The sequence below is a fragment of the Microcoleus sp. FACHB-1515 genome (genome assembly GCF_014696105.1).
Taxonomy (GTDB): domain Bacteria; phylum Cyanobacteriota; class Cyanobacteriia; order Elainellales; family Elainellaceae; genus JAAUTJ01.
Genome location: NZ_JACJPO010000041.1, coordinates 17,473 through 41,889, shown reverse-complemented (window position 1 = coordinate 41,889; position 24,417 = coordinate 17,473). Strand labels below are relative to the sequence as shown.

26 protein-coding genes are annotated in these 24,417 nt (G+C 53.9%); 6 read left to right on the top strand and 20 right to left on the bottom strand.

Annotated elements, in window-relative coordinates:
* Positions 1–281: 281 nt before the first annotated feature.
* A complete protein-coding gene (locus H6F67_RS14355) occupies positions 282–581 on the bottom strand; it encodes a ferredoxin (protein WP_190767302.1) in 300 nt (99 codons plus the stop codon).
* A 240-nt stretch (positions 582–821) separates the two neighbouring features.
* On the opposite strand from H6F67_RS14355, the gene H6F67_RS14350 reads away from it, so the two are divergent.
* A complete protein-coding gene (locus H6F67_RS14350; RefSeq protein ID WP_242020642.1) occupies positions 822–1,811 on the top strand; it encodes a Gfo/Idh/MocA family protein in 990 nt (329 codons plus the stop codon).
* Here H6F67_RS14350 and H6F67_RS14345 read toward each other — a convergent pair.
* The 3 genes from H6F67_RS14345 to H6F67_RS14335 form a co-directional block, all read right to left on the bottom strand.
* The gene (locus tag H6F67_RS14345; RefSeq protein ID WP_190767301.1) at positions 1,717–2,352 is read right to left on the bottom strand and encodes a hypothetical protein; all 636 of its coding nucleotides are present in this window, start codon (positions 2,350–2,352) and stop codon (positions 1,717–1,719) included. The genes H6F67_RS14350 and H6F67_RS14345 overlap by 95 nt on opposite strands.
* Positions 2,353–2,388: 36 nt before the next feature.
* Positions 2,389–3,351 (bottom strand): glycosyltransferase family 2 protein, encoded by a 963-nt coding sequence (locus H6F67_RS14340; protein WP_190767300.1) that lies wholly within the window; start codon positions 3,349–3,351, stop codon positions 2,389–2,391.
* A gap of 128 nt (positions 3,352–3,479) precedes the next feature.
* Complete coding sequence (locus tag H6F67_RS14335; protein WP_190767299.1) at positions 3,480–4,745, bottom strand: pentapeptide repeat-containing protein; 1,266 nt, start codon at positions 4,743–4,745, stop codon at positions 3,480–3,482.
* A gap of 216 nt (positions 4,746–4,961) precedes the next feature.
* Here H6F67_RS14335 and H6F67_RS14330 point away from each other — a divergent pair, with 216 nt between their 5' ends.
* Positions 4,962–5,246 (top strand): hypothetical protein, encoded by a 285-nt coding sequence (locus H6F67_RS14330; RefSeq protein ID WP_313926829.1) that lies wholly within the window; start codon positions 4,962–4,964, stop codon positions 5,244–5,246.
* A gap of 3 nt (positions 5,247–5,249) precedes the next feature.
* On the opposite strand, the gene wecB is transcribed toward H6F67_RS14330, so the two are convergent.
* The 4 genes from wecB to H6F67_RS14310 all read right to left on the bottom strand — a co-directional run bounded on the left by wecB (position 5,250) and on the right by H6F67_RS14310 (position 9,685).
* Complete coding sequence (gene wecB / locus H6F67_RS14325; RefSeq protein ID WP_190767298.1) at positions 5,250–6,362, bottom strand: non-hydrolyzing UDP-N-acetylglucosamine 2-epimerase; 1,113 nt, start codon at positions 6,360–6,362, stop codon at positions 5,250–5,252.
* A gap of 76 nt (positions 6,363–6,438) precedes the next feature.
* The gene (gene purU / locus H6F67_RS14320; protein ID WP_190767297.1) at positions 6,439–7,317 is read right to left on the bottom strand and encodes a formyltetrahydrofolate deformylase; all 879 of its coding nucleotides are present in this window, start codon (positions 7,315–7,317) and stop codon (positions 6,439–6,441) included.
* Positions 7,314–8,093: a DUF4340 domain-containing protein gene (locus H6F67_RS14315; RefSeq protein WP_190767296.1), complete on the bottom strand. Its 780-nt coding sequence runs from the start codon at positions 8,091–8,093 to the stop codon at positions 7,314–7,316. The genes purU and H6F67_RS14315 overlap by 4 nt, the downstream gene beginning before the upstream one ends.
* An 11-nt stretch (positions 8,094–8,104) precedes the next feature.
* Positions 8,105–9,685, bottom strand: a complete 1,581-nt coding sequence (locus tag H6F67_RS14310; RefSeq protein WP_190767295.1) for a Gldg family protein — start codon at positions 9,683–9,685, stop codon at positions 8,105–8,107.
* 395 nt (positions 9,686–10,080) lie between these two features.
* Here H6F67_RS14310 and H6F67_RS14305 point away from each other — a divergent pair, with 395 nt between their 5' ends.
* Entirely contained in the window at positions 10,081–10,395 is a 315-nt protein-coding gene (locus H6F67_RS14305) for a hypothetical protein (protein WP_190767294.1), read from the top strand.
* A 176-nt stretch (positions 10,396–10,571) separates the two neighbouring features.
* Here H6F67_RS14305 and H6F67_RS14300 read toward each other — a convergent pair whose 3' ends face one another.
* From H6F67_RS14300 to H6F67_RS14290, 3 genes are all read right to left on the bottom strand, one after another.
* Entirely contained in the window at positions 10,572–11,327 is a 756-nt protein-coding gene (locus H6F67_RS14300) for a DUF3153 domain-containing protein (protein WP_190767293.1), read from the bottom strand.
* A 233-nt stretch (positions 11,328–11,560) separates the two neighbouring features.
* Entirely contained in the window at positions 11,561–12,082 is a 522-nt protein-coding gene (locus H6F67_RS14295; RefSeq protein WP_190767292.1) for a hypothetical protein, read from the bottom strand.
* A 107-nt stretch (positions 12,083–12,189) separates the two neighbouring features.
* Positions 12,190–12,885 (bottom strand): response regulator transcription factor, encoded by a 696-nt coding sequence (locus H6F67_RS14290; protein WP_190767291.1) that lies wholly within the window; start codon positions 12,883–12,885, stop codon positions 12,190–12,192.
* A gap of 219 nt (positions 12,886–13,104) precedes the next feature.
* Between H6F67_RS14290 and H6F67_RS14285 the strand changes: the two genes are divergently transcribed.
* Positions 13,105–13,686, top strand: a complete 582-nt coding sequence (locus H6F67_RS14285) for a glyoxalase-like domain protein (RefSeq protein WP_190767290.1) — start codon at positions 13,105–13,107, stop codon at positions 13,684–13,686.
* Between the two features lie 66 nt (positions 13,687–13,752).
* On the opposite strand, the gene H6F67_RS14280 is transcribed toward H6F67_RS14285, so the two are convergent.
* Entirely contained in the window at positions 13,753–14,436 is a 684-nt protein-coding gene (locus H6F67_RS14280) for a CPBP family intramembrane glutamic endopeptidase (RefSeq protein ID WP_190767289.1), read from the bottom strand.
* Positions 14,437–14,555: 119 nt separating this feature from the next.
* Between H6F67_RS14280 and H6F67_RS14275 the strand changes: the two genes are divergently transcribed.
* Complete coding sequence (locus tag H6F67_RS14275; RefSeq protein WP_190767288.1) at positions 14,556–15,674, top strand: hypothetical protein; 1,119 nt, start codon at positions 14,556–14,558, stop codon at positions 15,672–15,674.
* A gap of 40 nt (positions 15,675–15,714) precedes the next feature.
* Here the strand turns inward: H6F67_RS14275 and H6F67_RS14270 are convergent, their stop codons facing one another.
* The 7 genes from H6F67_RS14270 to H6F67_RS14240 all read right to left on the bottom strand — a co-directional run bounded on the left by H6F67_RS14270 (position 15,715) and on the right by H6F67_RS14240 (position 21,389).
* Positions 15,715–16,233, bottom strand: coding sequence for a hypothetical protein (locus H6F67_RS14270; protein WP_190767287.1), 519 nt, complete (start codon positions 16,231–16,233; stop codon positions 15,715–15,717).
* Between the two features lie 81 nt (positions 16,234–16,314).
* Positions 16,315–17,763: a glutamate--tRNA ligase gene (gene gltX / locus H6F67_RS14265; protein WP_190767286.1), complete on the bottom strand. Its 1,449-nt coding sequence runs from the start codon at positions 17,761–17,763 to the stop codon at positions 16,315–16,317.
* A gap of 125 nt (positions 17,764–17,888) precedes the next feature.
* On the bottom strand, positions 17,889–18,629 hold the full coding sequence (locus tag H6F67_RS14260) for a Uma2 family endonuclease (RefSeq protein ID WP_396797968.1): 741 nt from the start codon (positions 18,627–18,629) through the stop codon (positions 17,889–17,891).
* Between the two features lie 237 nt (positions 18,630–18,866).
* Positions 18,867–19,079, bottom strand: coding sequence for a hypothetical protein (locus H6F67_RS14255; RefSeq protein WP_190767285.1), 213 nt, complete (start codon positions 19,077–19,079; stop codon positions 18,867–18,869).
* A gap of 66 nt (positions 19,080–19,145) precedes the next feature.
* Entirely contained in the window at positions 19,146–20,753 is a 1,608-nt protein-coding gene (locus H6F67_RS14250) for a glycoside hydrolase family 3 N-terminal domain-containing protein (RefSeq protein ID WP_277874594.1), read from the bottom strand.
* Positions 20,754–20,756: 3 nt separating this feature from the next.
* The gene (rbfA, locus tag H6F67_RS14245; protein ID WP_190767284.1) at positions 20,757–21,158 is read right to left on the bottom strand and encodes a 30S ribosome-binding factor RbfA; all 402 of its coding nucleotides are present in this window, start codon (positions 21,156–21,158) and stop codon (positions 20,757–20,759) included.
* A 30-nt stretch (positions 21,159–21,188) separates the two neighbouring features.
* Positions 21,189–21,389 carry a DUF751 family protein gene (locus H6F67_RS14240; protein WP_190767283.1) on the bottom strand — a complete coding sequence of 67 codons (201 nt, stop codon included), beginning with the start codon at positions 21,387–21,389 and terminating at the stop codon, positions 21,189–21,191.
* A gap of 114 nt (positions 21,390–21,503) precedes the next feature.
* Between H6F67_RS14240 and H6F67_RS14235 the strand changes: the two genes are divergently transcribed.
* Complete coding sequence (locus H6F67_RS14235; protein ID WP_190767282.1) at positions 21,504–22,334, top strand: DNA adenine methylase; 831 nt, start codon at positions 21,504–21,506, stop codon at positions 22,332–22,334.
* Here H6F67_RS14235 and mrdA read toward each other — a convergent pair.
* Positions 22,331–24,145, bottom strand: a complete 1,815-nt coding sequence (mrdA, locus tag H6F67_RS14230) for a penicillin-binding protein 2 (protein ID WP_190767281.1) — start codon at positions 24,143–24,145, stop codon at positions 22,331–22,333. The two genes, H6F67_RS14235 and mrdA, sit on opposite strands and share 4 nt — an antisense overlap.
* Positions 24,146–24,417 lie beyond the last annotated feature (272 nt).

Sequence of the window (24,417 nt, the reverse complement as noted above, 5' to 3'; positions counted from 1 at the left end):
TCAAGACAAAAGCTAGCCTATCATTGCCCCGCGAAAGAAAAAGTTTGGGTAGAGCGATCGCGCTGTACCCGCATCTTTTCCTATCAAAATCATCAATAGAATTCGATCTTGATACAGCTTGTTCGATCGCCAAAAAACAAAAGCAGAAGCGATCGCTTCTGCTTTGAAGTTCAATTCAAATAAGGGTGAGGGGCAACCACACGAAGACCAAATGCAGGATGAACGCTTCAAACGGGTTTGTGAAAAACCGTGAGTCACGATCGATCGCAATTAGTCAAAATTTAGTACAGTTCTTCTTCTTGGTGCGTCATGATCGTGCAATCCGAAGTCGGGTATGCCACACAGGTCAGCACATAGCCTGCTTCGATTTGGTCATCATCCAGGAAGGATTGGTCAGACTGGTCAACGGTTCCAGCAGTAATTTTTCCAGCGCAGGTCGAGCAAGCACCCGCACGGCAAGAGTAGGGCAAATCAAGACCTTGCTCTTCCGCCGCATCGAGAATGTACTCGTCATCGGGTACATCAATCGTGGTGTTTAACCCTTCAGCTTCATTGATTAGCGTTACTTTAAAGCTAGGCATGTCGTCCTCTCAATGTGTCAACGGCAGTATGAATCACTTTCGCAACCTGCCCTGGAATCAGCGCATTGATTGCGGTTCAGCGTTCTCCTTTCTAGATACTACGGGAAAACTATTTCACCGCATCCCCTGCTGTGAATGGGATTCGTAATGTAAAAAATTGTTTTTATCTTAAATTACTTATATCCGCACGGATTCTTGTGCTATGGCGCGATCGCGTTCCATTCTCCTGCGATAATGCGGATGACTTTTCTCAAATTGCTCATGCCTGTTCGAGTTGGCCTGGTTGGAACAGGCTATGCTGCCAAACTTCGCGCCGACGCTTTTTCCAGTGACGATCGCGCTGAACTCATCGCCGTTTGCGGCCATTCGATCGAAGCTGCGATCGCTTTTGCCGACAGCTACAACGCCCAAGCCTATGCAAGCTGGACGGACTTGATCGCCTCAGATGTCGATCTCGTGGTGATTGCCACTGTGAATCGCGACCATGAGGCGATCGCTCGTGCCGCCCTGACTGCCGAAAAACACACGGTGGTTGAATATCCGCTCGCCCTGAATGCCACTGCCGCCGCCGACCTGATTGAACTGGCGCAAACTCAGCAAAAGCTCTTGCACGTGGAGCATATTGAACTGCTCAGCGGCATTCATCAAACGCTGGTGCGCGAACTGCCGCAAATTGGCAACCCGTTCTACGTCCGCTATGCCAGCATCAATCCGCAGCACCCCGCGCCCAACAAGTGGACATATCAGCCTGCCCTGTTTGGCTTTCCGTTCATCGGAGCGCTTTCGCGCATTCATCGGCTGACGGCTGTATTCGGCACGATCGATTCGGTGGCCTGCCAAGCTCGCTTTTCGGGCAGTTCCGATCGCTACACCTCCTGTCTCTGTACGGCACTGTTGCGCTTTAGCAGCGGACTGGTGGCCGAAGTGGTCTACGGCAAAGGTGAAGCCTTGTGGCAGGCAGAACGATCGCTCGTCATCCAAGGCGATCGCGGCGCTCTGGTTCTCGACACCGACAAAGGCACTTTGATTTCGGCAGAAGGGGAGCGATCGCTGGACATGGGCACTCGTCGCGGCCTGTTCGCCAAAGATACCGCTAACGTCCTCGATCACCTGACAGCAGGCGCACCTTTATATGTCAGTCCAAGTTCGAGTTTGTATGCGTTGAAGGTGGCAGAAGCAGCAATGCGATCGGCAGAAACGGGCGAAGCGATCGATTTAAGACGGGTATAGATGAATTAAGAAGATACCTGATTTCAGCAACTCGATCGTCTCTAAAGTGCAATATCAGCCAGTAGCCGGATCGCGGAAAGAACAGCACGTCACCTTGAGTTTGTTGCGCTTCTTGTGGATTGCCATAGATATCAATCACCTCACTTCTGCCTGCACCGATCGATACACCTTCTTCCGTTGAAAAATCTGGACGGCTAATCAAAAGATCAATGACAACGCCTTGTGCAGCAGAATCGATCGCGTCCAAACCAATCGCCTCTCTTGGAACTTGAATCGCGACAAGAAATTGAGGATAGAACAAGATAACAAAGCTAAAGCCGCAGCGATTTCCACCTCGCTCGACACTTTCGGGCGTTCCTAATCGTTGAAGCGCCTCTGCTCCTGACATTCCTAAATGAATTTGGTCAATAGTCGGATAGGCGGTAGCTTGAACTGAAGGAGTTTCACCACAAGCGAGCGCGCTGGGTGCAAATAAAATTCCACTGGCAAACAAGGCAACGCACAAACCTTTGGAAACGGAAGGGATGAGTTGAGGGTGCATAGAAGGTTTGGTTAGAGATGAACTGGTATCGATCGATTAGCGCTGAGTCGGTGAATGAGTGTCAAGTCCATAGCGATCGCGCACCAAATACAGCGGTCTTCCTTTCACTTCTTCATAGACTCGACCGAGATATTCACCTAAAATTCCCAGCGTAATTAATTGCACCCCACCCAAAAACAAAACAGCGACCATAATTGAAGCAAAACCCGGCACATCCGCACCCAAAATTAAAGTGCGAATAATCAAAAATGTGCCATAAACAAAGGCCAGCAAAGAAAACAAAATGCCGACATAGCTCCACACTTTCAGCGGCAGCAAGCTAAAAGAAGTGATGCCATCAACGGCAAAATTCCACAAGCGCCAATAGTTCCAACTGCTGCGGCCTTGATAGCGCTCTTGGCGATCGAACAGAATCGAAGTTTGACGAAAACCGACCCAGGCAAACAAGCCTTTCATAAAGCGCGTCCGTTCCGGCAGTTGCTTGAGTACGTCTACGACGCGGCGATCGAGCAGGCGAAAATCTCCGGTATCGCGAGGAATCGTGATGCTGCCAATTTTGTCGATGACGCGGTAGAAACTGCCCGCCGTGAAGCGTTTGAGCCAGCTTTCTCCCAAACGCGATCGCCTTGTGGCATACACCACGTCATAGCCTTCGCGCCACTTGCCGATCAGCGCTTCGATCAGTTCTGGCGGGTCTTGCAGGTCAGCATCGATCGGAATGACGGCATCCCCATTGGCGTAGTCGATTCCCGCTGTCAAAGCGATTTCTTTGCCAAAATTGCGCGAAAAGCTGATGATTTTGATGCGCGAATCGAGATAGTGATGCTTCACCAGAAGCGGCAAAGTGCGATCGCGGCTGCCATCGTCGATGCAGATAATTTCGTAGCTGAGATTGAGGCGATCGAGGACATCTTTCAATCGCTCAAACAAATAGTCGAGGTTGTCCTGCTCGTTATGCATCGGCACAACGATCGACAGCACCGGATGATTTTCATCCATGTCCACCTCCAAAAAAGCTTGATGCCACAATAGCAGAAGGCAGAGAAAGGCAGGAGCAGAAGCAAACTGCCCCCCCGTACAGACGCGAGATCTCGCGTCTCAACCCCAAGACCTCGCGTCTCGACACCCTACCTTCCCAGCCGATTCGGAATGCCTTCGCAGCCGCCGGGAATGGTCGATCGCGTGGCCGAGCCGCCCCAAGCGCAGCAATATTGCCGCTGTTCTTCACTGAGGCGGACGACGTTGGAGAAATCCGCATTTTCAATCACGGCTCCCGTAAAGGCTCCGGTTTTGTAGTCGGGGAGGTCGGTGCGGCTGCGGGGCGAAGCAGTTTCAACTGGGCCATAGAACAAGCGTGTGCCCATCATGTCCGAGCCGGATAGATCGGCTTCATACAAAATCGTGCGAGCCAGATTGGTTTTGACGAGATCGCAGCGGCTCAAATTGGCGCGAATCAAATTGGCATCGCTCAGATCCGTCCAGCGCAAGTCGGTTCCGGCCAGGTTGGAAACGGCCAGCATCACGCCCAAATCGATCACGCGCACTCCATATTCGCGGTCTTCCGCATAGCCGCCCGTCCCGTCGAGGATGGCGCGTCCCAAGCGGCGATCGCGTCTGAGCGGAGTCAAGAGGCGCGATCGCGACAGGAATCGCAGAATCTTTGCTTTGCCTGTGCCATCGACGCTGCTCAAAATCGCGGCTGTGCGGCCTTCCGCGATCGCTCGCTCCTGCGGCACATCTTCGAGCAAGCCTTCTTCGTCCAGCACCAGTTCCGAAATGCCCTGGAAGTAGGAGTCGATCGTTTGCTGCTGGGTGATCAGGTTTTGCTGAATGGTGAGATCGCGAGAAATGATGTACTGCCGCCACGCCACGTAAACGGCAAGCACGGCGATCGCAATCTGGCCGACCGCGCCCAACAGTTCCGCCGAAGCGCCCAAAGCGTCCCAGTTGAAGCTGCCGTACCAGTCTGCGATGCGTCGGGTAATTCCGGTGAAGCGAAGCACGCTGTAGATCGCGACGATTACGCCAACGATGCTGACCGTAACGGTGACTTGCTGGTCTGAAACAATTTCCGCCAGCACAGGCCGCAGCGCTGTCCAGACAATTCGACCCGCAATCAGCAGGGCAACGATCGCCCCCGCCAAAGCCACCCAGCTTAGATTTAGCCACCAGCCCGCCAGCATGATTGCGATCGTCAACAGCACGAGCAGCGATTGGGGCGGTTGCTGCCGTTTGGCGAGGGGAGCGGGAGTGCGAGGGGCGATCGCGCTTTCAGCCGCTTGCCAGGTAGCCGGATTCGAGCGAGCCGCTTCGGAGGCGACTTCTCCATTCAGGCTGCTGAGAATTTTGGGCTGCGTTGAGTCGGGCGTGGGCGGCTGAGAATCTGGAGTCATCGGCAGCAGGCGATCGGCATTGCTCTATCCACAATAGCGGCATTTGTTCGATCGAAATGCGAAAGACTACACGCATTTCGATCGCACCGTGCTTCATCCTGCTGCAATTTCAATCATTAGATGGGTACTGGATGGTGCAAAATAAGCTAGCTTACTGAAGTTATAGGCGGCTACTTGCGTGTCATTTCAGTCGCGATCGCAACAGGTGCTAACGCCGTGCCAGATTCACAGGCTGACCGCAACGAAATTCTCAAGTCTGAATTTTTGACTCCTCGCAGCCGCTACCGGGGAGAATTCACACCGGAAAATTTGGTGTTTGATGCCAATCTCCAAGAGTTTGCCAGCCGCGTGGCGCTGCTGTGCGGGCTGGAATCGGGCGGAAAAATTTCGCCGCAGGAAGCTTACAACCAAATTAAAGATCTGTGGCATCAACTGCGAGATGCTAAGCATAATCTGCTCGATCGCGACCCGCCGGAACCGCCGGAACTGCCGCCCGAATAGCGCTTACAAATTGAAGTAGTCCTGCACGATCGCCACGATTCGCTCTGCCGCCTTGCCGTCACCAAACGGATTGATTGCGGTTGCCATCTGGTCGTAAGCAGTGCGATCGCTCAGCAGTTCGCTGGCATTGGCAAAAATCTCTTTCGCCTGTGTGCCAATCAGCTTGGCGGTTCCCGCTGTCACGGCTTCCGGGCGCTCGGTCGTTTCGCGCAGCACCAAAACGGGCTTACCCAAGCTGGGTGCTTCTTCCTGCAAACCGCCGGAATCCGTCAGCAGCAGGTAGCTCCGCTGAATTGCGCCGACCAGTTCGCTGTAGTCGAGCGGTTCGGTGAGAAAAACGCGGGGATGATCGCCCAATTTGGCCTGCAACGGGTCGCGGACGATCGGATTGCGGTGCAGCGGCAACAGCAAAGCGGTATCGGGGAATTGCTCCAGCACTTGCAGAAATCCAGCGGCAATCTCGTCCAAGGGTTCGCCCCAGTTTTCGCGACGATGCACGGTTGCCAGCAAGACGCGATGCTGATCCCAATTCAGTCCGGGAATCTCACACTGCGGATTTTGTGCGGCCACAGTCAACAGCGCATCGATGACCGTATTTCCGGTTTGGTGAATTTGGCCGACGACGCTCGATCGCTTTAGATGCTCAACCGCAACCGGAGTCGGCGCAAAGTGAAGCTGCGTGATCTGCGAAATCAAGCGGCGATTGGCTTCTTCGGGATAGGGATTGTACAGGTCATCAGTTCGCAGTCCCGCCTCCACATGACCAACCGGAATTTTTTGGTAAAAGGCGGCAAGCGCGGCAGCAAAAGCGGTTGTCGTGTCGCCCTGCACGAGAACCATTTGCGGCTGAAGTTCGGCAAATAGCGCTTCGAGTCCCTGAAGGCTGCGACAGGTAATGTCGGTGAGCGTTTGGCGCGGCTGCATGATGGCGAGGTCGCGATCGCTTTCCAGTTCAAATAGCTGCATCACCTGCGTCACCATTTCGCGATGCTGTCCGGTCAAAACGACTTGCGTTTCAAACTGGGGCGACTGCCGAAATTGCCGAATCACCGGAGCGAGTTTGATCGCTTCCGGTCGAGTGCCAAGGATGATGCAGACGCGAATCGGGTCAGGCATTGATCACAGATTAAGGGTTAGGGGTTACGGGTTAGGAGTTGACCAACACCCGACACTCATACTACGTGAAAACAGCCTACGCGAAAACGACGGTGCGATTGCCGTAGACCAAGACGCGATGTTGCAGGTGCAGGCGGACGGCTCTGGCGAGGACGATGCGCTCTAGGTCTTTGCCTTTGCGAATCAGGTCGGCTACGGCATCGCGATGGCTGACGCGCACCACGTCCTGTTCGATAATTGGGCCTTCGTCGAGGTCTTGGGTGACGTAGTGGGCGGTTGCGCCGATGATTTTCACGCCGCGATCGTGCGCCCGCTGATAGGGATTTGCTCCGGCAAAGGCGGGCAAAAATGAATGGTGAATGTTGATGACGCTGGGAAACTGCTCGATGAAACTGGGGCTGAGAATCTGCATGTATTTCGCCAAAACGACGAGATCGATGCGGTATTTTTGCAGCAGTTCAAGCTGTTTGGCTTCTTGTTCGGCTTTGGTTTCAGGCGCGATCGGAATGTGGTGATAGTCGATGCCGAACTGCTGGGCGATCGCTTCCATCTGCGGATGATTGCTCATGATCACGCCAATTTCCGCTTGAAATTCACCCGATCGCGCTCGCCATAGCAAATCAAACAAACAGTGATCCTGACGGCTGACCCAAATCGCAATTCGCGGCAGGCGATCCGTTCCGGATCCGCTTTGCGGGCCGCTAAAGTGAATTTGCCAGCTAGCTCCCAGCGGTTGGGCGATCGCGTTGAACGCAGGCGCGATCACGTCTTGCGGCAAATTGAAGCCGTCAAGCTGCCACTCGATTCGGGACAAAAACAAGCCCGCCGTAAAGTCGGTGTGCTGGTCGGCGTGGATGATGTTGCCGCCGTTTGAGTAGATGAAGTTGGCAAGCTTGGCGACCAGTCCTTTTTGATCGGGACAGGAAATCAGCAGCGTGGCAGTCGGGCTGGTCATGGCGTGGCAGTGGGAGACGGCGAGGCAGTCGGCGCAGGCGATCGATCGGGCGATCGAGTTGGAGAAGCGGTAGGCGAAGGCGAACTCGTCGGAGAAGGGCTAGCCATCGGAGAAGCGGCAGGCGATCGGGTTGGAGAAGTTGTCGGAGAGGGTGATGCCGTTGGAGAAGTTGCTGGAGACGGAGATTCAGTCGGAGGGTCGGTGGGAGAAGGCGTTGGGGAGGGTGACGATTGCTTCCATTCAGGGATCGATCGATTCACCGCGCTGTCAAAATCCGGCGAAACCGTCACCACCTGCAACTCGCTTGGATTTCCGGTCGCTGGATCGGCCAGCGCGTAAAGGTTGCTGCGGTTGAAGTCGTAGCCGCCGATCACCAGCTTGTGAGCTTGGCCGTTGTCGAGCGTGACAAAAATTGTGGCGATCGGCTGGTCGAGTCCGTAGTCCTTTTGGTTGGCACGGTTGATGGTGAGGACGCGATCGCGCTCTTGCGTTGCCAGCAGATTTAGCAGATAGGCAACGGAGGCATCGCTGGCGGGCGTTTGGTCTGGCTCGCGCATTTGCCATTTGCCAGTGGAATCGCGCTCGAACAGCAAATTGTGCAGGCGCGTTTGGACGCGGAAGCGCTGCACCTGTTTTTCCTCAAAGCCAAACAGCGAGGCGGCTTGCGTTTCGCTGGCCTCCGGTTGGTCTGCGTTGCGGACTTCGCTGAAATAGACGAATCCGCCCAGCAGTGCGGCGACTGCAACTAAAGTCCAAGTCATCGGGTGTAGTTTCATTCGATCGCCTCCTAACGCCGCCGCAGCCACGCGATCGCCGCCAGCCCAAAGCCGATCAGCGGCAGCACCAAAACCGAACCGATGCCGAGAACCGCCTGCTGCTGAGCGTTGAGCGTGATCCGGCGATCGATCGCGGTTCGGGGACGAATCGACAAGGTGAGATCGCCTTCTTGACTGAGCCAGTTGACGCTGTTGAGAAATAGATCGCCATTTAGCTGCTGGTCAGACAGGCCATCGGCCATAAAGCTGGAGTTGCCGATCACGACAACGCGAGCTTCAGCAGGTGGCCGATCGGCATCGGCGGAATTCTCATCGGCTGTTGAATTATCAGAAATTGGCCGACTCAAAGCCGCACCGATTACCATTGGGCCTTGGGGCGGCGCGTTCGGGTCAAACTGAATTTGACCGCCTTCTTCAACCGCTTGCGCCTGCGTTTGTTCGCTCGTGAACAGCAGCGGCGCTTCTGCTTCGTTTTCGGTGTCGGTAATTTGCAGCGGTTGGGCGATCGGAAACAGCGAAATGCCGTTGCCAAACTCGCGCGTAATCGGGTGATCGCCGTACTGCGTGACGATCGCCACCGTCGGACTGCCCGCCACCACCGCGCCATTTGGATCAAGCACGACGAGATTGCTTAACTCGACACCCCAACTTTCCAGCAAATCGTTCAGTCCCGTTTCGGTCAGCGGATCGAGCATCAGCATCAGCCCGCTTTTGCGCTTCAAATAGTCTTGCAGGGCGCGAACTTCAGCAGCCAGCAGTTCACGCTTGGGTCCCGCAATCACGAGGACGTTGGCATCATCGGGAACTTTCGGGCTGGTTGCCAGGTTCAGCGGTTCTGCCACAAAGTTTTCGTCACCCAGTTGCGCGATCGCCTGAGACGCGCTTTCCTGCCCTGACCCGTCGAGCGTTTTTTCGCCGTGTCCTTGCAGGAAGTAGACTTTCGGCTGGCGATCGAGATTTAACTGTGCCAAAGCGGTCGTCAAGCTGCGCTCAGAAAGTCGCTGCTGCGGATTGACGGTGGTGACAAATTTGCGGCGATCGCCCGATTCCAGATACACCTCGCCAAACGACTGCACCCCAAAGCGCTGCGCCAGTCCGGGCTGTGCCTGCGGGTCAACATATTCGTAGGAAAACTGCTCGTTTTGACGGCGAAAATTTTCCAGCAGTTCGCGGTCTTGCGCGTTTGGCGTTCCCGCTTCAAAAATCCACAGCTTCACGGGCTGCTGAAGCCGATCGACAATTTCGATCGACTGCGGCGACAGCGTAAAAAGCTGATTCTCGGTGAAGTCCACCCGCTTGTCATAGCGGACGCCCAGGAAATTCACCAGTCCCAGAATCACCAGCATCGCGATCGTGGCGATGAATGCGTTCGTTCCAGCCTGCGTCGATCGCTGTCCCAAAAAGCTGCCGATCGCCTGTCCTGACATTGCCAGCCACGCCAAGACGATGACGCCGCCCGCAATCATCAGAGCGATCGGTGCGATGCCCCAACTTCCGGACACCAAGCCCGCCGTAATGCCCGCTACAATCAGCGCCAGCCCAAACCAAATGAGGTATTTGAGGTATTTCCAGTGAGTTGCGACGAGTTTCATAGGAGCGAAGGGGTTGGGGTTGAGGGGGAGGTTGGCGCAGGCGAAGCGAATTTTAGCTGCAAGCTGAGCGGGTCATAAGGTCATTGGCTCACGAAATACCAGATTACCGGATGCCTTTCATTTTCCGCTTCTAATCATGCGCCGCACGAATCAGTCAGTCAATGTTAGATTTTGCGATGCAACTGCCCAACTAAGATAGCGATTTTGACAGACCTTCAGGCCAAAGTGTTCACGCGATCGCCTCTCACATTCTCCAAACTGCTCTGCGATCTAGGGTCTTTTAGCTGAGTGAGTTGGCGACGATCGAGCGGTCTTTCTTGAGGTAGACGATCGCGGCGATCGAATTTCGCACGATCAAGAGTGGAACATTCGATCTCATTCTCATTTAGAAAACCATGCCCGACTTACAGAGCGATCTTGACCTCACCATTTCAACGTTGGAGCAAGATCTAACCACCGTTTCAGCCAACGACGCGCTTGGCATCATCGAAAAGTGGCAACAGCACTTTCAAGGCCATCGCCTCGTCGGTGATCTCGAACAGCTTAAGCATGCGATCAGCATGGGCGATCGAGGTGCGATTGCGGACATTCTCCTTGCCGCAGGCGGTGACGCATCGCGAGAAGCTGCCAGCCGCACCGCTGATGATGTTTCGCCCAAAATCCTGGAGCTTGGCAATCTGCTCAGTCAGGTGGGCAATTCGCTGAAGTAAAGCGCAACGCAGAAGGTGAAGCGCTGCTTTCTGCCTCCTAGGGTGTGTTTGAAAACCTCCTGGTGGTTAGATTGCTCGACTGAGATCCCCCTGTCCCCTTGAGAACCCGGACTTTGAGGATGACTCCCTCCTTAGCAAGGAGGGTTGGGGAGGATCGTGTGGTGTTAAAACACGGCCTAGACCGTCGAACTCGATCGATCGGAATCCTCCAGCCCGACTGAAGGAAACAGTTGGGCGTGAAGCAAAAAGCCAGCAAGGACAAGCAAGGCGATCGCCACCGTCCCGATTCCCAGCGAACTTGGAACCCAAAACACCGCTTCCAGATGATTTTCCGCGCCGGACTTCAGCTTCCAGACAAGCTGTTTCCCTTGCTGCTGCGCTTCCGCACCAATCGCCTCTACCTGTTTCGCGCCCCAAGGGGTATTCAGCCGAAACTGCAAGGTCAGCAGTTCGCCCGGACTAATTAAAACGTTGCCATTGGCAGAAATCACGCTTAAGGGGCGCAGATCTACGTCGAGGCGGAGGCGATCGCGCTCGATCAGCAGAAAGTTATTTTGCGATAGGTGAAGTTGCGATCGCAGTTCGGGAATTCCCGTTTTGTCTTCGTCAGACTGCGGCACGGGCTGAAAGAAAGCATTAAACTTCTCGGCAAGTTCGGCTCCGTTGCTGAACGGAATTTTGACGAGCAGTTCTTGCGGATTGATGCGGCGGGTGCGACCTCCGAGTGAGCGCGATCGCTTCTGAATGCTTTGCAGCCAAGCCTGAGCAACCGCATCGCTAAAGCTGGTCAACTGCTCACCCAGCCGAATTTGCTGCACAATTTCGCCGCTTGTTTGACTGGAAAAATTCACGCCCACGTCGTAGTTGACGCAGCCCGAAAGGAAAAAGCTCGCAATCAGCGCGAGAACTGCAATTCGCAATCGTGATCCCATTGCTTGCACCTGCGATCGATCGATTTGATCTTAGCGGGGTGTCGGCTTTTTTAACTGAGATCTTGCACCCGTCGCACCACTGCCCTGAAATCAATTTCCGGTCTTAAAGCGAAAACCCATTCAAACGGGTTACAACCCTGGCGCGATCGATTTCCCAGTCAGTTGAAACTGACTTGCGCTGTTAGCTCGAAATTGATTTCTGGGCGGGTCATGCTACAGGCGCGAGATCTCAATCAACCGAACCAAAACAAGCCGCTGATCGTCAGCGCGATCGCAATCAGCGCCACCCAAATAAACTGATTGTCTTTGGTGTTGACCTGGCTGAGATCGATCGGTTCCGGTTCGGGTTGGGGGCGCGATCGCTTCGGTTTGGACGTGGCTTGAAATGCGCCTTTGTTGTCTTGGGCGGCTTCGTCGATCGCGCCCAAATCGGGAATTTCCGTGAGCCATTCGGGGCGCGTTTTCAGGCGCGGCGCTTGCAGAATGTAAAGCAGTCGCTTGGCCTGCTGGCGCGTTTGCAGATCGGGATGGCGCTTTAGCTGTTCGCACAGGGCGATCGCCTCTTGCTGCTGGTCGGCAGCTTGGTAGGCCGTAATCAGCCAGATTTGCATTTCGCCGCCCGATCGCGTGTTGCGCTCTGTCAGACTCACAGCCTTCTCTAACGCCTGAACGGACTGACGATAATCGCCGCGCTCAAACGCTTTTTTTCCAATTTGATAGTGCGATCGCGCCGCTTCCAAATTCTCAGTATTCACGCCAAATGATCAAAATGAAGTGTTCAAATTTTATCGAGGCAGTTTGGGATTCGATCGCCCCACCAACCATCCTCAAAGTTCCCCATTCATGGGGGATTTAGGGGGCTTTACTTCGTCAAGCCATGCTCTAGCGCATAGCGCACTAGTTCCGTGCGGCTATTGGTTCCCGTTTTGGAAAACAGACGGCTCACGTATTTCTCGACGTTCCGCACACTCGTTTCAAGACGGCGAGCGATTTCCTTGTTCATCAAGCCTTCCGCCACCAGTTCCAAGACGCTTTGTTCGCGGGGCGTAAAGTCCAGCTTGACGGGTGCAGGCGTTTGGACAATGCCGCCCCCACGCTGAGACAGCATCGCTCGAATTTCGGCAATCTGCCGCGCCATCTCGGTAATGTCCGGTGCTTCGCTGTCGCTGGCGGCTTTGTTGGCGGCGGCACGACGAGCAAGAATGTTGGTGACAACGGCGACGAGTTCATCCGGGTCAAACGGCTTGGAGATGTAGGCATCGACTCCGGCTGTGTAGCCCTGGATGCGATCGCTCGTCATTCCTCTGGCCGTCAGGAAAACAACGGGCATCGTCTCAAAGCGCGGATCTTCGCGCATCTGCTTGAGAAACTGATAGCCGTCTACCTGCGGCATCATAATGTCCGAAATTACCAGATCCGGCGAAATTTGCTGCAAGCGATCCCAGCCTTCTTTGGCGTTGCTGGCCGTTTCGACCGCAAAGCCGCTGTCTTCGAGGTAGGCTTGCACGGCCTGTCGCAGTCCGGGTTCGTCATCAACGAGCAATAGCTGAGATGTCATGCTGGTTTTGAACGGTGTCGTTTTTTCTCAATCTAGCGAATTGTAGCCGTAACTTCACAAATTCGATCGCTCCCTCAATTCTTCATCAAATCTTTCAGTGCGATTGCCCCCGCCTCCGTTCTCCCCAGGGCGGTCTTGCTACACTAGAAGCATTCTGCGCGGTTCGATCGAATCGTGCGAGATTTTAGGCACATATTCACCCAATCTATCGCTGCTTTCATGGTTCTAGTTCATCCGTCGATCGCAATTCCGCTTGGGGCGCTGTGGGGTCTGCCGCTCGATGGCCTCCTGTCCACGCAGGGCATTATGGTCATGCTGCTGGCTGCTTATGCCGGAGCCATGTGGATGTTTCTCACCAGTGCCCCGAAAGTTCACACGATGATGGTGTCTGACTTGGAAGTGGCGCGAGACTTCTACGAGGGAATGCTGAATTTGCCCGTCGCGGATGTGCCCTTGCACTATTACTACAACTACGAGCAAACCTTGGGGACGGCAGGCATCGATCCGTTTTATGCTTCGACGGCCAGCATGGGGCGATCGGCCACAACCACGATGAACAGTCCCGATGGCCTCTGGTATCAACTCAAGAAAAATACCCAGCTTCACGTTATTTCCGGGGCAAGCCTAGGCGAAAAAAACCGCCAGCGTCATGTTTGCTTTGATCATGACTGCCTTGAACTTGTCTTACTGCGGGCACAAAGCTACGGGGTTCGCTACAAAATCCGCCGCGAGAAACCGCTGAACTTTTTGGTGAAAGACTACGACGGACGCACGATCGAAATGTCCGAAGTCGCTAACTAAACGCGATCGAAACATTTGCAAAAATAGCGAGGGCAATTGGTTTGCAGCCTCGCTATTTTTGTCGCTTTAAGCAAACAAAAGATGCCAGCCAACGATCGCAATCGCCAAATCTGCCAGCAGATGACTGAGGTAGCCCGACCAAAGCGATCGATAAGCCAAATAGCACTTTGACCAAATTGCACCAGCGGCAAACACTGCGATCGAGCCAAGCAGCGTCACCAGCCCGCTTTGCGTGTAGGCCATTAGTGCAATGCTGTGATGCAGCGTGAAGCAAAATGCCGCGATCCAAACAGCCCGCTCGCGATTCAAAATTTCACATTTTTGATAGACAAACCAGCGCCAAACATATTCTTCAATTAAAGAATTGATAACGGTAAAATAAAACGCCCCAATCAGATAAATGCTGGGTGTGCGAATGCCAATTTGTTCCGCTTTACTGCGAATTTGATTGGCTTCAATCAAATGTTGTCCGATCGATCCGTAAGCAATCAGAATCACAGCAAACATCAGCAATCCTAATCCGATTCCCGTTTGCAGTTCCGATCGCGTTGGAGGTGAAACTTTGTATTCGTTGCGATCGATCCACCGCACCCAAATCAGCGGCAAAACCAGCATTCCAATCCGCGTAAAAGCCAGCAGAATTTGTCCAGCTACACCGGGAATAAACAGTTTCGCAACGATTCCAAGGCTCGCCGCACCCGTAATCAAACTCACTGCTAGCAAACCAAACCCAAAAGATTGCGCTTTCATACGGAATATTGTGGCGGCTTCTGATGCAAGTTATACTTCAACCTAACATTGGCTCTCGTAGATTTCGTGACGATCGCTGTCCATCTGCGGCAGCTTCAGCATTGATTTGAATCAGGACAATGACCCATCCCTCGCTAGAGCCGCACCGCTTCTATCGCGCTGATCCGGTGGCTCGCTTTTTGCTCGAAAAAGTTCGTATTTCTCCCGTATCGCTTGCCCTGCTGTCGATCGCAATCACAGCGAGTTCAGCGATTTTCATCGCTTGGATTAGTCGCACCTTGCCGTCTCCACCAACAGAGTTTACGGGTTTATTTGAAGATCCCGTTCCTTGGGTGCTGATTCTATTTATTAATCCGGTTGTGATTGGATATTATTTGTGGAGCTTTCAGGCGATCGATAAAGTGATTATCGACCTAGAAAAATCTGACGCGATCGAAATTGAAATTTCAGAAATCAATCGCATTTCACAAGTGGCCTATCGGCAAAAGTGGCGGAGACTTGCGGCGATCGCCAGCGCAATTTTCTTCAGCATTTTTGTGTTCAAAACGCGCTTTGGGCTGAAAGAAAGCTGGACGGGTTCTGGCATTTTGCCGACTTTGGCTGCAACGGTAGCAACGTTTGTTGTGGTCTATTTAGGAAGCTTATTGGTTCTAAATCTAATCGCCAACATTTGGATTTTGCATCGCGTCTTTGAGACCAAAGAATTAAACGTGAATCCGCTGCATCCCGATCGCTGTGGTGGTTTGCGATCGCTGAGTAACTATGCGTTAAAAACCGCTTATCTTGCTGGAGTTCTTGGTCTACTCGTCGGCCTGATTCAATATCAGTTTATTATTCGGGGAAATTGGCAGCAATATTGGTATGTTTCTCTCGTGATTCCGCTGCAAATTTTGCTGGCGGGAATCTGCTTTTTTGGTCCGCTTTGGGCGGCACATAGCGGAATGCAAAAAGCGAAAGAGGAGCTTTTAAATCAAATTGCACGACAGTTTCAGGCCGACTATTCACAAATTCACGAGAATCTGGCTGGAGATGCAGAAGTTCTCAAGCAAGGAGCCGACAAAATTAAAGAACTGCGGACTTTTTATGAACTGACGAATGAGTTTCCAGTTTGGCCGTATGACGCGAAAAACTTCCGCCGTTTTTCGATCGCAGTTCCGGCTTCGCTGCTGCCAGTGGCGATCGCGATCGTCCAAAAACTAATCGAAACTTGGCTGAAAAAATCAGGCTGGCTCTCTTGAAGCAAGCGTCCCTTCAGCGAAATTTTTTAGGCGCGATCGACTAGCGCCGATCGGTGACGCGAATCACGTAGGGCGTGTAGCGATCGCGCTCATACGACCCAATCCAGATTTGATACGTGCCGGAAAGCCACTGTCCGGCGATGCCCGGATTGGCGTTTTCGTAGTCATCGTTGCACCAGCTTCCGCCAGGACCGCGAATCACCAGCGTGGTATCTTCAGGGCTTTGGACTTGCAGGCTGAGGTAGTTGAAAAACTGCGTTAGCTGCATTGTGTGGTCGGGCTGCTCGTCCACGAAGCCGACGCAGGGTCCCGTCGCAGTATCTGCACGTCCGGCAATTTCCGCAGCGGGACGCGCTCCGCCGCTGATGCCGCGCACCGTAGCCGGATTGGGTGAGAAATTCGGGCTGAGCGTTAGATTTTCAAAAATGGAAAACTGCTTGGTGGTTTGGGCGGCGGCGGGTGCGCTCGTGAACGCGATCGACAACAGCGCGATCGCGAGCTTGCGGAACGGGATCGCACCAAGCCCGCGCTTTAAAACAGTCTGACTCCGAGTTGCCATCGCGCATCTATCTCACAACATCATGCAAATTCTATCGACTGATGACTGAGCATCAGCCGATCCGGTTCCAACAGCGATCGCTCAAACAGAAATTTGCTGCAAGGCTTGCTCTAGGCGCGATCGATCCCAGCGATGCTGATTGAGCAATAGCCAGGACTGCATCAGGTCGGGACCGTTCACGTCGCCTGTCAAAGCGGCACGGAGCGATCGCATCACGACGCCCTTCTTCAGATTCTCAGCTTTCGTCACCGTTTGAATAATGCCTTGCGCGTCCGCTTCGCTCAACGTCGCATCGGCAGGAATGGCGGCAAGAATGCCCTGCATCGCGGCCACTGCTCCGGGCTGCTGAAGCTGAGCGACTGCCGCCTCGGTCAAGCCGACCTCTTGAACGAACAGATAGCGGCTCATTTCGACCGCATCATTCAGGCGCGTCAAGCTCGGAGCCAGCACAGCCGTCAACTGCTCTAGCCAAGCGCGATCGCTCGGATCAAATTCATATCCGGCCTCTTGCCAATCGGGAATCAGCAGATCGGTCAAGCGATCGATCGGCATGTGGTGCAAATACTGGCTGTTGATCCAGTTGAGTTTGTCCCAGTCGAATTTGGCTCCGGCTTTGTTGACGCGATCGAAGTCAAATTTCTGCGCGGCTTCATCCAGCGAGAAAATTTCGTTCATGCCTTCGGGCGGTGACCAGCCGAGCAGCGTCATGTAGTTGGCGATCGCTTCTGCCGTGTAGCCCATCTGCTGAAAATCCGAGATCGAGGTGACGCCATCGCGCTTCGACAGCTTTGCACCCGCCTGATTCAAGATCAGCGGCGTGTGTCCGAACGTCGGCACGGTTGCGCCCAAGGCTTCATAGAGCAAAATCTGCTTGGGTGTGTTGCCGATGTGGTCTTCGCCGCGAATCACGTGGCTGATTTGCATGTCGATATCGTCCACGACGACGACAAAATTATAGAGCGGCTGGCCGAACGCTTCGCCCTCAGCGGCACGAGCGATCACCATGTCGCCGCCCAAATCGCGACCTTTCCACGTCACCGTGCCGCGCACGAGGTCATTCCAGGAGATTTCGCGATCGTTCTCGATTTTGAAGCGAATCACGGGCTTGCGGCCTTCTGCTTCAAACTGGGCTTGCTGTTCGGGCGTCAGGTCGCGGTGGCGATTGTCGTAGCGGGGCGCTTCGTTGCGGGCTTTTTGCGCTTCGCGCATCGCGTCAAGTTCTGCGGGCGTGTCGTAGGCGCGGTAGGCTAAGCCTTTGTCGAGCAATTCCTGGATTTTTTGCCGATACAGATCCATGCGATCGGTCTGAAAAACAGGTCCTTCGTCCCACTGCAAGCCGAGCCACTGCAAGCCGTCGAGAATGTTTTGCGTAAATTCGGGGCGCGATCGCTCCAGATCCGTATCTTCCACGCGCAAAATGAACTGGCCGCCTTTGTGACGAGCATACAGCCAGTTGAAAACGGCAGTCCGAGCCGTGCCAATATGCAGCTTTCCAGTCGGGCTGGGGGCGATGCGAACGCGAACGGTCACAGAAATTCTTCCTTACAAAAACAACAAAACCACCTGCCAAACGCAAGCTCTTTTCATCTTACCGAAGTTGGACGGGCTGCACAGAATGGGCGATCGCAAACTCGTCTCGGTATTCCCGATCGAGCTTAGATTTTTTCTGGCTCGATCGCCAACGGCTGAACAAATTCATTATGTTCAGCCGTTGCGAGTCCCTGTTGAAGAACAGCGAGAACCTGCTGCATCTTTCCCGCGAGCAAATCATCAACAGCTAGCCATAAGCCCGGAAACGATCGACTGCGAATGATTCGATCGGCTTCAGCCGTCAATAAAACATATTTGCAATCTTGCAAATAAAACCAGTCAAACTGTTGATCTAAAACGCGCCAAACCAGATATTCTTTCACTCCGTTACGGAGATAGGCTCGCTTTTTGTCGTGCAGATCGATCGCCACGCTGCTAGCAGCAACCTCGACAATTAATTCGGGCGCACCTTCAATGTAATCATCGTCACTTAAAACTGATTGACCACCTGATTCTTCGCGAATTCTCAACACGGCATCGGGCTGAGGTTCATTCTTCAAATCCAAACGCACGGTTGAATTATTGCCCACTTCAACACCCATCGTAAATGCTTGATAAGTTCCTAGCCATCCCATGATGAAGCCGTGTGGCTGACCGTGACGTTTGAAGCGCAAAGCGGTTGAAAGAAAAACAACTCCCTCGATCAATTCAGCTTTTTTGAGATGCGGCATTTTGTCATACCGCCGCTCGAATTCGTGTCGATCGAGGCGATCGCCATTCCCTAGCGGGGGAGTTGCCAAAAGCGAGGAAGGAAGCTGCTGCATCGTAAACGCTGGCTCCAAGTTCAAAATCTTTCTTTCGATCATAGGGAGCGATCGCCGTCTGGTGATTACCTGAATTTTGGCGAACCGCTTGCGATCGCTTGAGGGTTGCGCTATTCTGAATGACATCCCGCGAGGCCATATGAAGTCATGCAGCCCAGAATTTTAATCGATGTTTCGCTCGTTCTAGAGACTGCCATTTCCCTAGATCCGAATCGCCCTGAGGTGATGGAAGAGGATTTACGTCGCTTGCTTGATCTCGTGAGCGACTTGAAAAATGTTTTAAGTCGATATACCTAATTGTTGTTCGACTACCCTGAGTCTCTCTTCAAGTGCCCGTAATCGTTCGTCGGTCTCTTGAGCGGTGTTGAAGTAGTTGCGAACAGCTTTGTTCACTAAGCCAGTCATGGATACTCCATTTGATGCCATTTCTGCTTCAATCAGCGCATAGACATCAGCATCAAATCGAATTGTTCTCCGAACTTCACCAGACATCAATTACTGCCCTCTGCCATACACAGGGTCGATCGTATCAGCGATCGATCGTCGGTATTGGCATTTCTAGCTGTTCTTCGCTTCAAACAAAGCCTCAAGCGCGATCGCCTGCGCCTGCGGCATTTGTCCATACGTGAACACATAAGGGACACGATCGGGCAGGCGGGGCAAATGCTCTAGCAGGTAGGGACTGCCGTAGATGACGAGGGCTTGGAGGCGATCGATCGCCAGCAGCGCCTCAACCCAACTTTGAGCGGTTTGCGTTAAGCCTGCACTGCCGCGAAACGGATTGCCGCGAATAAACAGTTGCAAAAGTGTGGGCGGTTCGTCGTCGGATGGTCGCGCCAGAGTGTGCGAATCGACAAGCTGATAGGTGTAGCCGTGCTGGGCGGGAAGGGCGATCGCAGGCGTGTGACTTCCCAAAAAATCGCACTCGATCGCGTCATCCACAACGATTAAATTGCGTCCGCCCGGTGTGATTGCATCAGGACGATGAACGCGCTGTGAAGCTTGCAAAATTGTGGCAGCGGTGGCGATCGCGTCCGGCGTTGCCAACTGCTCAAGCTGAATTGGTGGAGGCGGCAGAGTTTCCCAAGCGTGGGGAGAAGTGTCGGAAAGTTGAGGCGCACAAACTTTTTGTTTGGCCTGCCAAATCCGATCGATCGATTCGGCAATTCGCTCTGGTGAAATTCGACCGGATTCAACTGCTGCACAAACTGCTTGAATTGCGCCTTCCGGATCGAGCGGCATCATTAAGATGTCGGCTCCCGCTTCGATCGCCAAAACGGGCACTTCATTGGCTCCGTATTCGTTGGCGATCGCGCCCATCACCAAGGCATCCGTAACAATCAACCCGTCAAAGCCAAGCTGTCGCCGCAGTAAATCGGTGAGAATCGATCGCGACAACGTAGCCGGATACTGAGGATCGATCGCGGGGATTTGCAGGTGAGCGCTCATCACGGCATCCACGTTCGATCGAATTGCGGCGACGAACGGCGGCAGTTCGATTTGCTCAAGCCGATCGATCGTGTGCGGTAAAGTCGGCAAGGTCAGATGTGAATCTACAGCGGTATCGCCGTGACCAGGAAAATGTTTGGCGCAGGTGAGAACCGGATGCTGCTGCATTCCTTGCAGGAAGGCGATCGCCAGTTCGCTCACCGCATCGACTGTTTCACCGAACGCCCGCACATTGATTACCGGATTGTCGGGATTGTTGTTGACATCGACGACCGGGGCGAGAATCCAGTTCAGCCCGATCGCCAAAGCTTCTTGTGCCGTAATTGCGCCCATTTGCTGAGCGAGTTTGAGGGCTTGGGTGCGATCGTCGATCGCCGCCAAACTCAGCGGTGGCGGGAACCAAGTTGCGCCTGAAAATCGCTGGCCGACGCCTTCTTCAATGTCCGCGCAGATTAAGAGCGGGATGGTTGCCCAGTCTTGAAGCTGTTGCGATCGCAGCGCAATTTCTGCCGCACTGCCACCGAGCAAAATCACGCCACCGACGTTCAAATCTTGAACCCAGTGCTGAAGTTTGGAGGCGGGCGGTTCCCAGATCGGATAGCGAATTTGCTGGTCGAACAGGTGACCGGAAGCGCGGACGATCAGCATCTGCGCGATTTGTTCAGCCAGCGTCAGGCTAGCAGGATCGAGCAGCGAAACGGTTCGAGTTGCGACCAAGATCTATTCCTCTGCGGCGATCGAATCGAAGTCATCTTTGCCGGATGCTTCGCGCTCTTGGCTGAGGCGGTTGAGGAGCGAAAGCACCTGCGTTCCGCGCTCGATCGATCGATCTTCGACAAACACAATTTCTGGAGTGCGACGCAGGCGGACGCGCTGGCCGATTTCGCTGCGGACAAATCCGGTAGCCGATTTCAATCCGGCCATTGCTGCGGTTCGCGCTTCATCGTCGCCATAAACGCTGACAAAGATTTTGGCGTGCTGAAGGTCGCCGGACACATCGACATCCGTGACGCTGACCATGCCGACGCCGACGCGATCGTCCTTGATGCCAGAAAGCAAAAGCTGACTGACTTCGCGCTTAATCAGTTCTGCGACGCGCTCAACTCTTCGACTGGTCGCCATCTCCGTTCAACCTCCAAAACGATCGCGCCATCAGGCACTAAATCCCAGCATAGCGCGGAGCGTAAAGCCGATCGCCATCAATCCGGCAATCAAAAGGCAGATTGTGGCGATCGCAGTCGAAGGACGGCGAAACAGCGGAACCAGCGGACTCAATGCGGTTAGCAAAACGCCTAAAGTGATGCTCACCAAATAGCGCGGATAGCGCGAAACATTCTCCAAAAAGTCTTGCATGGCGAGTGAAAATATGAATCTGAACGGATTTGCTCGCAAAGCAGTACAGTAGTACGAAGCGAGCTTTCATTCTTATTGTACGAGTTGTTACTGTACGAGTTGCGATCGCCTCTTATGCCAATTTCTGCCACGACTGCATCGATCGATTCGCCACGTCCGTTTCTCAAGTGGGCAGGCGGCAAAGGTCAGCTTCTCGCGCAGTATCAGCAGCATTTTCCGACTGAATTTTCGACATATTACGAAGCATTTTTAGGCGGCGGAGCCGTCTTTTTTGCCCTCAAACCGAGCCGCGCTGTTTTAACCGATGTCAATCCGGCTTTGGTGAATGTTTATCGCTGCATTCAGTCAGATGTCGAAGCCGTCATCGATTTGCTGACGCACTATCAGCAGCAACACAGCAAAGAGCATTACTATCAAATTCGATCGACAGCGGGCAACACTGCGATCGAGCAAGCTGCTCGTTTCATCTATCTAAATCGCACCTGTTTTAACGGGCTATATCGCGAAAATTCTAAAGGCGAATTTAATGTGCCGATCGGTCGCTACAAAAATCCCCGCATCTGCTATCCAGACGTGCTGCGATCGGCTTCAGTGGCGTTGCAATCTGCACAGTTGCAGGTGGAATCGTTTGAAGCCGTTTTGAATAGCGCCACCGCCCAAGATTTTGTTTATTTTGACCCGCCTTACTATCCGATCAGTCAAACCAGTCGGTTCACCGCTTATAGTCGTTTTGCCTTTACCGAACAATCGCAAATTCAGCTTCGGGACACGTTTGCTGCTCTCGCAAATCGCGGTGTGAAGGTGATGCTTTCTAACTCTGACTGCGAATTTATTCGCGATCTATACGCTGGATTTCAAATTCACACGATCGCCGCCTCCAGAGCCATCAACTCTAACGCTCAGCGGCGTGGAAAAATTACCGAAGTGCTAATTACTTCTTATTAGTTAGTCGGCTGCACCACTTCGATCGCTTCTCCGGCAGCAGGTTCGGTGTTGAAATAGCTTTCGAGGACTTGTTTCACCATTGGAGCTGCGATCGAGTCGCTTTCGCCACCGGAATTTTCGCCAACCGCCACAACGACAATTTCTGGATTTTCAGCCGGAGCATACGCACCATACCAGGTGTGATTTTCGTGAGGCGAATCGATCGCTGTGCCGCCTTGCGCTGCAATCTCCGGTAGATTGTCGGTTGCGATCGCCGGATCGGTGTCGCTGGTTGCGACCTGCTGCAAGCCCTGCTGCAACACCTCAATTGTGCTGGAGCTGATGTTGAGCGGTTCGCGCCACTGATTGGCCGCTTCGTTGTCCATCAGCAGATGCGGCTGAACGCGATCGCCGCCGTTCGCAACGGCTGAAAACATGACGGCCACCTGAAGCGGACTCGCTTTTAGGCTGCCCTGCCCGATCGACAAATTCAGCGTGTCGCCTATCTGCCAATCTTGGCGCAGTTGCGATCGCTTCCAGTCCGGATCGGGAACGAGTCCGGGTGATTCTTCCTGTGCCAGTTCGATTCCGGTTTTTTGACCGAATCCGAAGCGGCGCGACCATTGGATCAATGGGCGATCGCCCATTTGCATCGCCGCTTGATAGAAAAAGGTGTCGCTGTTCAACGCCAGTGCGCTGACAAATCCGAGCGAGCCAAATCCCTTGCGATTCCAATCCCAAAACTGATTGCCGCCGACTGCGACATAAGGCCGTGTTGCTAAGACGGAGTCGGGTGCGAAACTGCCGGACTCGATCGCCGCCGTCGTGGTCACAATTTTGAACGGGCTAGCAGGCGAATAGGCTTGTAGGGCGCGATTGACAAACGGCAGCGATTGATTTTGAAGCTGCTGCCGCTGCGTATCGGTGAGGTGCGTCGAGAAGAAGTTGGGGTCAAAGGTGGGACGGCTGACCATTGCCAACACCGCACCGTTGCGCGGATCGATCGCCACGATCGCGCCCCGACGATTGCCCAGCGCGACTTCTGCCGATCGCTGCACGTCCAAATCCAGCGTTAGACGCACATCTTGTCCAGCTTGCGCGGGTCGTTCGCCCAGCACTTGCAGCACGCGCCCGCCGCCATCGACTTCCACCTGTTGCCCGCCCCACACTCCCCGCAACTGTGGCTCAAATGCCGCTTCAATGCCCATTTGCCCGATCACATCCCCAAAGCGGTAGCCGTCTGCGCTGCGCTGTTGCAGGTCTGCTGCGGTGACTTCGCCTGTGTAGCCCAAAACATGCGCGGCCAAATCGCCATAGGGATAGTTACGCACGGCTTCGGCTTGAACCTGCACGCCGCTCAGTTCATCGCTGAGTTCCGCGAGTGCCGTTGCTTCAGCCGGACTAATGCCACGTGCGATCCGCACCAAGTAGGGTGAAGTGTAGCCCGATCGATCGAGCCGAGCGTGAATATCTGCGGGTGGCACTTTGAGAATCTCGGCGATTCGATCGACGATTGGATTCCACTCGGTTTGCGAGTTGGCGATCGGCCACAAGAAAACGGCATACGACAAGCGGCTTCCGGCTAAAACCCGGCCTTGGCGATCGAGAATTCTGCCGCGCTCTGGCTGCTGGGGAATCAAACGAATGCGGTTGGTGTCGGCCAGTTGGCGATTGCGATCGCCCTGTGCGAGTTGCAGATAAGCCAGCCTGCTGCCAATGCCACCGAGCAAGATGGCGGTAATCGTGACCATCACCGTGAGCGACTGCAACTGCCGTCCGACTGTGCGGGCGGGCGGTTCTTGAGTGGTCGGGGTGGGTTGAGTGATCGTCATAGAGGTACGCGATCGATCGGCGGTTTGCCAAGCCTAAACAAAAAACAAGATGCGAGGTGAGTTTGCGCGATCGCACGCAGTTTGTCAATCTCCCTAGTTTATCGCGAGTTGTCAACGCCAGCTAAATTTGTGCGCCTTCAACTGCGATTCAGCCGAGTTCTGCGAAAAATCCCTATACTCACTTACAGAATCGATCGCCACCATACGCTATGCTGTGGAACAAAAATTGACTGCGTTTCGTATCCAAGGCAACCGTTGGTTTTGTCCAACTC